General features: G+C 71.2%; 6 protein-coding genes. 3 read left to right on the plus strand and 3 right to left on the minus strand.

Going from position 1 to position 8192, the window contains the following annotated elements; translation table 11 throughout:
- Positions 1–135 precede the first annotated feature (135 nt).
- Together ACFKCF_RS09590 and ACFKCF_RS09595 are read right to left on the minus strand one after the other, a co-directional pair.
- Positions 136–2247, minus strand: a complete 2112-nt coding sequence (locus ACFKCF_RS09590; protein WP_394492609.1) for a right-handed parallel beta-helix repeat-containing protein — start codon at positions 2245–2247, stop codon at positions 136–138.
- A 102-nt stretch (positions 2248–2349) separates the two neighbouring features.
- Positions 2350–2928: a TetR/AcrR family transcriptional regulator gene (locus tag ACFKCF_RS09595; protein ID WP_394492610.1), complete on the minus strand. Its 579-nt coding sequence runs from the start codon at positions 2926–2928 to the stop codon at positions 2350–2352.
- 111 nt (positions 2929–3039) lie between these two features.
- Between ACFKCF_RS09595 and ACFKCF_RS09600 the strand changes: the two genes are divergently transcribed.
- Entirely contained in the window at positions 3040–3447 is a 408-nt protein-coding gene (locus tag ACFKCF_RS09600) for a nuclear transport factor 2 family protein (protein WP_394492611.1), read from the plus strand.
- A gap of 125 nt (positions 3448–3572) precedes the next feature.
- Positions 3573–6011, plus strand: a complete 2439-nt coding sequence (locus ACFKCF_RS09605; RefSeq protein WP_394492612.1) for a glycoside hydrolase family 3 N-terminal domain-containing protein — start codon at positions 3573–3575, stop codon at positions 6009–6011.
- Between the two features lie 232 nt (positions 6012–6243).
- Here the strand turns inward: ACFKCF_RS09605 and ACFKCF_RS09610 are convergent, their stop codons facing one another.
- Positions 6244–6765 (minus strand): snapalysin family zinc-dependent metalloprotease, encoded by a 522-nt coding sequence (locus ACFKCF_RS09610; RefSeq protein WP_364852317.1) that lies wholly within the window; start codon positions 6763–6765, stop codon positions 6244–6246.
- A 160-nt stretch (positions 6766–6925) separates the two neighbouring features.
- Here ACFKCF_RS09610 and ACFKCF_RS09615 point away from each other — a divergent pair.
- Positions 6926–8192, plus strand: a 1267-nt coding sequence (locus tag ACFKCF_RS09615) for an ATP-binding cassette domain-containing protein (RefSeq protein ID WP_394492613.1), incomplete at its 3' end; no start/stop codon positions are given.

Raw genomic sequence — 8192 nt, forward strand, 5'->3', positions numbered from 1 at the left:
TGGTGAAACTTTCTTTCGGATCGAACATACAGGGCCGGATCTTGTCAGGAAAGAGGGTGGACCAACCCGCTGCACCACCGCCGTCGCCCCGTACCGCCGCCGGGCGCGTGGTGGGCCCGGCGGCGGGAGCGGGAGTCAGAAGCGGGCGCCTACGTCGGCGCCGTTCTTGGGGCGGAGGAAGGTGGAGGAGGGGATGGAGCCGTCGGGGCGGCGGGGGCCGGTCAGGGCGGAGGGGTCGGTGCTCGCCAGGGAGCTGTCGTCCCAGGTGCCGCCGAGGTCCCAGGAGTTGCCGCTGCCCGACGACGACGAGCCCAGGTCGACCGCCTTGGCGTTGGTGGCGGCCAGGTTGCGGGTGAGGGTGCCGTCGGCGTCGGCGAGGTCGAAGCCGGTCCCGCCGTTGCGCCAGGCCGTGTTGCGGGTCAGCGACAGCGCCCCGGGGTTGGCGTTGTCGATGAACCCGCCCACCGCGTTCCGGAAGGCCATGCTGTTGCTGACGACGTGCGCGGCCGGCAGGTCCTCGTCCCCGCCGCCCAGCTTGAAGCCGTTGCCGTCACCGGTGTAGTCGGGCAGGTTCCAGCGGTTGAAGCCGTTGCCGTACGCGACGCTGTTCTCGATGCGGATCGGCGACAGGAACTCCCACGCGTCGAGCCCGTCGTCGGAGTTGTTCCACAGCCGGGCCCCGCGCACCACGTTCCCGGTGCCGCTGCCTTCCTTGATGGCCAGGCCGTCGGCGCTCTCGCCGTTCTTGCGCGGGTCGCGGTTGCCGTAGCTGTCCAGGTTCTGGATGAGGTTGTTGCCGGAGGCGGCCTGGATGTGCAGGCCGGACTCATAGTTGTCGCGGGTGACGAGCCGGTCGAAGACGTTGTTGTTGCAGCCCCGGCAGAAGATCCCGTACGGGCCGTTGGCGATCTCCAGGCCGGTGATGCGCCAGTAGGAGGCCTCCATGTGGATGGCTCCGCGCTGCGCGTTGGGGATGCTGCCGCCGACCGGGGCCGGCGTGTTCGGCAGGGCCTCGCCGTCGATCACGACCCGTTCCGTGCCGTACGCGGCCAGCGTGATGGGGCTGGACGAGGTGCCGCTCTTCATGATCTGGATGTTGGACGTGAGCGCGTACGTGCCGCCGCGGACGGAGATGACCGTGCCGGGCTGGGCGAGGTCGACGGCCCGCTGGATGGTGGCGAGCGGACGGTCGAGGGTGCCCGGGTTGGCGTCGTTCCCGCTGGTGGCGACGTGGAGCTGGGTCGCGGCGGCGGTCGCCACCACGGGGGTGATCTTGCCGTAACCCGCCCCGGCCCGGACCGCCGCCGGGACGTTCTGCGGCGGGTCGACGGTATAGCCGTAGTACGTGTCCGGCTCGACGACGGATCCGGCGGTCTCGGGCGTGCCGGAGTTCACGAAGACGTTGTTGCGCTGGACGGCCCGGCCGGGGCCGCTGTCGGCGTACCCGCTGGCCGAGTAGAGCGGGTGCGGCACGTTCTCGAAGTAGTTGCCCTCGACGACGGCCCCGGCGTTCTCGGTGGAGGCCACCCCGTACAGCTCGTTGCCCAGGAAGTAGTTGTTGTAGATGTGCACCGGCTCCCCGAACCTGATGCGCGGGTGCCGCTGGCGGCTGTGGTCGAAGAAGTTGTGGTGGATGGTCACCTTGAGGTGGCCGACGTCCGTGCCGGCGGCGCCGTCCGAGTGGCTGATCAGCATGGACTTGTCGGAATGGTCGAAGTGGTTCCAGGAGACGGTGACGTAGTCGGCGCCCCTGACGATGTCCACGGACCCGTCCACCGCGCCGGAGAACGTGTTGTGGTCGATCCAGATGTGGTGGGACTGCTGGCCGATGTTGACCGCGTCGTCCTCGGCGTTCGTGAAGCGCAGGTTGCGCACGATCACGTTGTACGAGCGGTAGAAGTCCAGCCCGCCGCCGGTGATGTGGCCGGTGTTGCCGACGCCGACGATGGTCTTGTTGGGCCGCACCCCCTGCTTGCTGGTGATCGAGATCGTCCCCGACACCCGGATGACCAGGGGTTCGAGGCTGTCGATGTACTCGAGGAACTGCTCGGCGTTCGTGGCGGTGACGGTCCTGCCGGCTGCGCCGCCGGTGGTGCCGTTCTGGCCGAGGGCGTTGACGGCCGCGAAACCGGTCGGCCCGTCGGCGGCCACCGCCTGCGCGGGAACGGCCCGCATCGACGGTACGGCGATCGCGGCCGCCACGAGGACGGCCGTCCAGCGTGGGGCGCGTAACGAGGTGAAGGGCATAGTGCTCTCCGTCTGCCGGGTGCCTCCAAAGGTCGTCGGAAAGCGCTTTCCTCCGCGTATTATCTGCACATCCTCACAGGCGGTAAAGCCGCGATGAAAGTTTCACGCCGCCCCCATCGCCCGGAGGCCGTGGATGAACAGCTCCAGGTGGCGCCGGGCGAGCGCGTGGTTGGCCTCGTCCGGGAGCAGTCCGGGGAGGGGGCGGGCGATCCGTACGAGCATGGTCGTGATGTCCATGAACGTGACGCCCTCCGGCAGCGTGCCCGCCGCGTGGGCGTCGGAGATCATCCGGCGTATCGTGCGGGCGGACTCCTCGCGTACGGGTGACAGCAGCGGGTCGTTCGCCGGGTCCACCGCGTCGAGCAGGGCCGGGAGCACGGCTGAGACGCGCAGTTCGAGCGCCGCGCGCAGGTAGCGCGCCAGCGCCTCGAACGGCTCGCGCTCCTCCTCGGCCGCCGCCTTGGCCGCGGCGGCCGTCCTGGTCAGGGCGTCGAGCGCGACCGCGCGGAGCAGGGCGTCGCGGTCGGGGAAGCGGCGGTAGAGCGTGGCGCTCCCGACCCCGGCGCGCCGGGCGATGTCGTCTAGCGGGACGTCGGGGCCGCGCTCGGCGACCATGTCGCGGGCGGCGAGCAGGATCTGCTCCAGGTTGCGCCGCGCGTCGGCCCGCATGGGCTTGGTCATCACACCCTCCAGCATATGGGGGAAAACTCCCCGGTTGGGGTTGTGCCCACCATCGATGCCGTGCCAGATTGTAAGTGGGGATTCTTTCCCCGGTTAAGAGAGGGGCAGATCATGAGCAGCCAGGAGCAGGTTCTCGACCTCGTCCGCCGCTGGGCGCAGGCCGAGTTCGACGGCGACGCGGACGCCTTCGGCGACCTCCTCGGCGAGGACTTCGCGGGAATAGGTCCCGTGGGGTTCAAGCTGGACAAACGACAGTGGGCCGGCCGGCACCGGGGGGACCTGAAGAACCACCACTTCGAGATCCTCGACCCGCAGGTGCGCCTCCACGGCGACACCGCGATCGTGGGCGGTGTGCAGGAGCAGCGCACTTCGGTCAGGGGGCACGAGGTCAACGACTCGTTCCGGCTGACGCTGGTCGCCGTCAAGGAGGGCGAGCGCTGGGTCATCGCCAACATCCAGCTCAGCGGTCCGCTCCAGGACCCGGCCGCGCCGCCGCCGTTCGCCCGTGAGCAGGGGTGAAACTTTCACCTCGTTTCCGCTGCTGAGGGTCGCGGGTGCGAGGCGGGCCCTGGGCGGCGGCGCCGGCGTGTCCTAGAGTTGTGGGAGCGCTCCCAATCACGGCTCCCACAACCTCTGGACGTGCCATGAGCAGCAGACAGTGGGCGATCAGGGCGGCCGTGCCGCTGCTCGTCGCCGCCGGACTGGTCGTTCCCCGGGCGTCCGCCGCGTCCTTGTTCGGGGCCGCCCCCTATCAGGATCCGAGCCTGCCGGTGCCCACCCGGGTGGCAGACCTCATGTCCAGGATGTCGCTGGACGAGAAGCTCGGCCAGATGACCCAGGCCGAACGCGGCTCGGTCAGCAACTCCGACATCACCACGTACCGGCTCGGTTCGGTGCTGTCGGGCGGCGGCTCCGCCCCGTCGCCCAACACGGCCGCGTCCTGGGCGGACATGTACGACGGGTTCCAGAACGCGGCCCTGGCCACGCCGCTCGGCATCCCCCTCCTCTACGGGGCGGACGCCGTGCACGGCCACAACAACGTCGTCGGCGCCACGATCTTCCCGCACAACATCGGCCTCGGCGCCACCCGGGACCCCGCCCTGGTACAGCGCATCGGCCGGGCGGTGGCCGAGGAGGTGTCGGGCACCGGCGTCGACTGGGACTTCGCCCCCTGCCTGTGCGTGGCCCGCAACGACCGGTGGGGGCGCACGTACGAGTCGTTCGGCGAGACGCCGGAGCTGCCCTCGTCCATGGCCACGATCGTCACGGGCCTGCAGGGCGCCACGCTGAACGGCCCCGCGTCCGTGCTCGCCACCGCCAAGCACTACGTCGGCGACGGCGGCACCACGGGCGGGGTGGACCAGGGCGACACCCAGCTGTCCGAGGCCGACCTGCGGGCGATCCACCTGCCGCCGTTCAGGGCGGCGGTGGAGCGCGGGGTCGGCTCGGTGATGATCTCGTTCAGCAGCTGGAACGGCGCCAGGCTGCACGGACACCAGTACCTGATCACCACGGTGCTCAAGGGCGAGCTGGGTTTCTCCGGGTTCGTGGTCTCCGACTGGAACGGCGTCGACCAGATCGACGGCGCCCCGGGCACGTCCGCGCTCGACGTGCGCACCGCCGTGAACGCGGGCATCGACATGGTGATGGTACCCACGGCGTGGCGCCAGTTCATCGACCTGCTGCGGGCCGAGGTGCAGGCCGGCCGGGTGACCACGGCGAGGGTCGACGACGCCGTTCGGCGCATCCTCACCAAGAAGTTCGAACTCGGGCTGTTCGAGAAGCCGCTGACGGACCGCTCGTACACCTCGACCGTGGGCAGCGCCGCGCACCGCGCGCTGGCCCGCGAGGCGGTCGCGAAGTCGCAGGTCGTGCTGAAGAACGCCGGCAACGTGCTGCCGCTCGCCCGCAGCGGCAAGATCTTCGTGGCGGGCAGGAGCGCGGACAACATCGGCCACCAGAGCGGCGGCTGGACGATCACCTGGCAGGGCTCCTCCGGCAACATCACTCCCGGCACCACCATCCTGCAGGGCATCAGGAACAGCGCGGGCTCCGGCACGACCGTCACCTACAGCCAGGACGGCACCGGCATCGACTCCTCCTACCGCGTCGCCGTCGCGGTGGTCGGTGAGACGCCGTACGCCGAGGGCCAGGGCGACCGGACCGGCAGCCTGGGCCTGGACGCCGCGGACCTCAACACCATCGCGAACCTGCGCGCCTCCGGCGTCCCGGTCGTCGTGGTGCTGGTCTCCGGCCGCCCCCTCGACATCGCCTCCCAGCTGTCCGGCTGGAACGCACTGGTCGCCGCCTGGTTGCCGGGCACCGAGGGGCAGGGCGTGGCGGACGTGCTGTTCGGGACCGTGCAGCCGACCGGCAAGCTGCCGGTGACGTGGATGAGCAGCGCGTCCCAGCAGCCGATCAACTCCGGGGACGGGAAGACGCCGCTGTTCCCGTACGGGTTCGGGCTGGGGTACGCGCAGGGAGACTCCACCCCGCCCACCGCGCCCGGCACGCCCACGGCCTCCGCGGTCACCTCCTCGTCCGCCACCCTGACGTGGGCCGCCTCCAGCGACGACGTGGGGGTGACCGGGTACGACGTGGTCCGCGTACAGGGCTCGACGGAGACGACCGTGGCCACGAGCGCGACGGCCTCGGCCACCGTCACGGGGCTGGCGGCGAGCACGTCGTACACCTTCGCCGTGTACGCCAGGGACGCCGCCGGCAACCGATCGCCGCGCTCGGGAACGGTGAGCGTGACGACGGGCGGCGGCGGTCAGACGGGCGGCTGCACGGCGACCGCGACCGTGCAGAGCCAGTGGAGCACCGGGTACGTCGTCCAGGTCACGGTGACCAACACCGGGACCACGCCCCTGGCCGGGTGGGGCGTCACCTTCACGCTGCCGCCCGGGCACGCGGTCACCGGGTCGTGGAACGTCACGATGACCACGGCCGGCCAGGCCGTCACCGCCCGCAACGCCGCGCACAACGGCTCGCTCGCCCCGGGGGCCAGCACGTCGTTCGGCTTCCAGGGCACCCGGCCGAACGGCGACACCCGCCTGCCGTCCGGCTACGCCTGCGCGTGACGCCGGCACCCGCCTGCCGTCCGGCTACGCCTGCGCGTGACGCCGGCACCCGCCTGCCGTCCGGCTACGCCTGCGCGTGACGCCGGCACCCGCCTGCCGTCCGGCTACGCCTGCGCGTGACGCCGGCACCCGCCTGCCGTCCGGCTACGCCTGTGGGGTGACGGCGGCACCGGCCTGCTGCCCGGCTATGCCTGTGGGGTGACGGCGGCATGCGCCGTCACCCCGGGACCGGTCAGCGGTCGACGTGCAGCCGGTCGAACTCGACCTGCGGCGTGCTGCCGGCGAAGTTGCGGTCGACCTCCGCCCGCTCGGCGGCGCTCGGGTTCGCGTTGGTGCAGCTCACGGGCGCGCTCGACCCCGACATCAGGTCGGAGCACAGCCCGGTGCGCCGGTCGGGCAGGCCCAGGATGTGGCCGATCTCGTGGGTGGAGATGCGCAGCGGGCTGTAGCCCTGGGTGGTGGCCTGCCTGCCGATCCAGACCGTGCCGCGGCCCAGGCTGGTGGGCAGCGCGCGCGGCCAGCCGTTGTCGGCGTACACGACGAAGTCGGCGGGCGTGCCCTGGACGAGCCGGACGTTGACGACGCTGGAGTTCCAGATCTGGGCCGCCTGGTTCACCACGGACACGAACTCGGCCGCCCTGCTCGCGTCGTACCTGACGACCCTGACCAGGGCCGCGGCCTGCGCGGGCGCGGTGACCAGCAGGAACGTGAGGCCGAGTAAGAGGGAGAGCGCGAGACGAAGGGGTCTTGGCACGGAGCCTCCTCCGGGAGTTGGGGGTGCCGCCACGGTATGCACGCCCTCCGCCCCTGGAAGAGGTACCAGATTGCCCCTATCGCGGTGATATGGCGGAGCCTCGGCCGTCGCGAAGCGCAGTCGAATCGAAACTGTCAGTGGCCGACCGCATACTCAGAGCATGCAGGATGAGCCTCTCGAACTCGGCGAGATCGCCACCCCCACCTGGAATGTTCACAACGACAAGATGGCGGAGGTCGGATTCCTGGCCATCGCCAGGCGGCTGCCGTCGCTCGTGACACAGGCGATGCGCATGGCCTGGGGCGCGAGCCGGCGCGACACCCTGGCCACGATCACGCTCAACCTCCTCGGCGGCGTCTTCACGGCCTTCGGCCTGCTGGCGACCACCGGCGTGCTGACGGCCCTGTTCAGCGAGGGCCCCACCCCCGATCGCGTGATGGCCGCGCTGCCCAGCCTCGTCCTGGTCGGTGGCGCGGCCGTGCTGCGCACGACCGTTCAGGCCGGCGCGGGCTGGGCGGAGTCACGCCTAACCCCGCAGATCACCCGGCTGACGGAGGAGCGCCTGTACGGGCTGACCAGCCGGGTGGAGCTCGTGGCCTACGACGACCCGGAGTTCCACGACGCCCTCGAACGCGCCAGAGGCCGGGGCGCGGCCGTGGCCGACTCGGTGGTGTCGTCCGCCATCGACGTGGTCACGGCCGCGGTCGGCATCGCGGCCGCGGCCGGCGTGCTCGGCCTGCTCCATCCGGTGCTCCTGCCACTGCTGCTGCTCGCCGTCCTGCCCGACGCCTGGGCGGCCGTCCGCAGCGCGCGCATGCGCTACTCGACCATGTACGGCCTGATCCCGGCCCGCCGCCGCAAGTGGATCATCGCGGAGCTGCTGGCCGAGCGCGAGGCCGCGGCGGAGGTGCGCTCGTTCACCATGCGCGGCTTCCTGCTGCGCATGTACGACGCCGTGGCCAGGGCCGAGCAGGAGGTCCTGCTCCAACTGGCCAGACGCCAGGCCTTCGCCCGGCTGGTCGGCGAGGCCCTCGGCGGCCTCGGCTCCGCCCTCGTCTACGTCGCCCTCGGCGTGCTCCTGGCGGTGGCGGCGATCCCGCTGGCGGTGGCGGGCACCGCGGTCCTGGCGATCAGATCGGGCCAGTCCTCGCTGAGCAGTTTCCTGTACGCCACCAACCGCCTCTACGAGCAGGGCCTCTACTTCACCGACTTCCTGGAGTTCTGCGAGGACGCCGAGCGCCGCCTCACCGGCCACCGCGCCGCCGAGGTCCCGGCCGGTTTCGACCACATCACGGCCACCGACGTCACCTTCACCTACCCCGGCGCCGAAGAGCCCGCCCTGCGCGAGGTCTCCATCGAGATCAAACGCGGCGAGGTCATCGCCTTCGTCGGCGAGAACGGCTCCGGCAAGACCACCCTCGCCAAGA

Source organism: Nonomuraea sp. JJY05 (assembly GCF_043496855.1).
In the GTDB taxonomy this organism is placed as follows: domain Bacteria; phylum Actinomycetota; class Actinomycetes; order Streptosporangiales; family Streptosporangiaceae; genus Nonomuraea.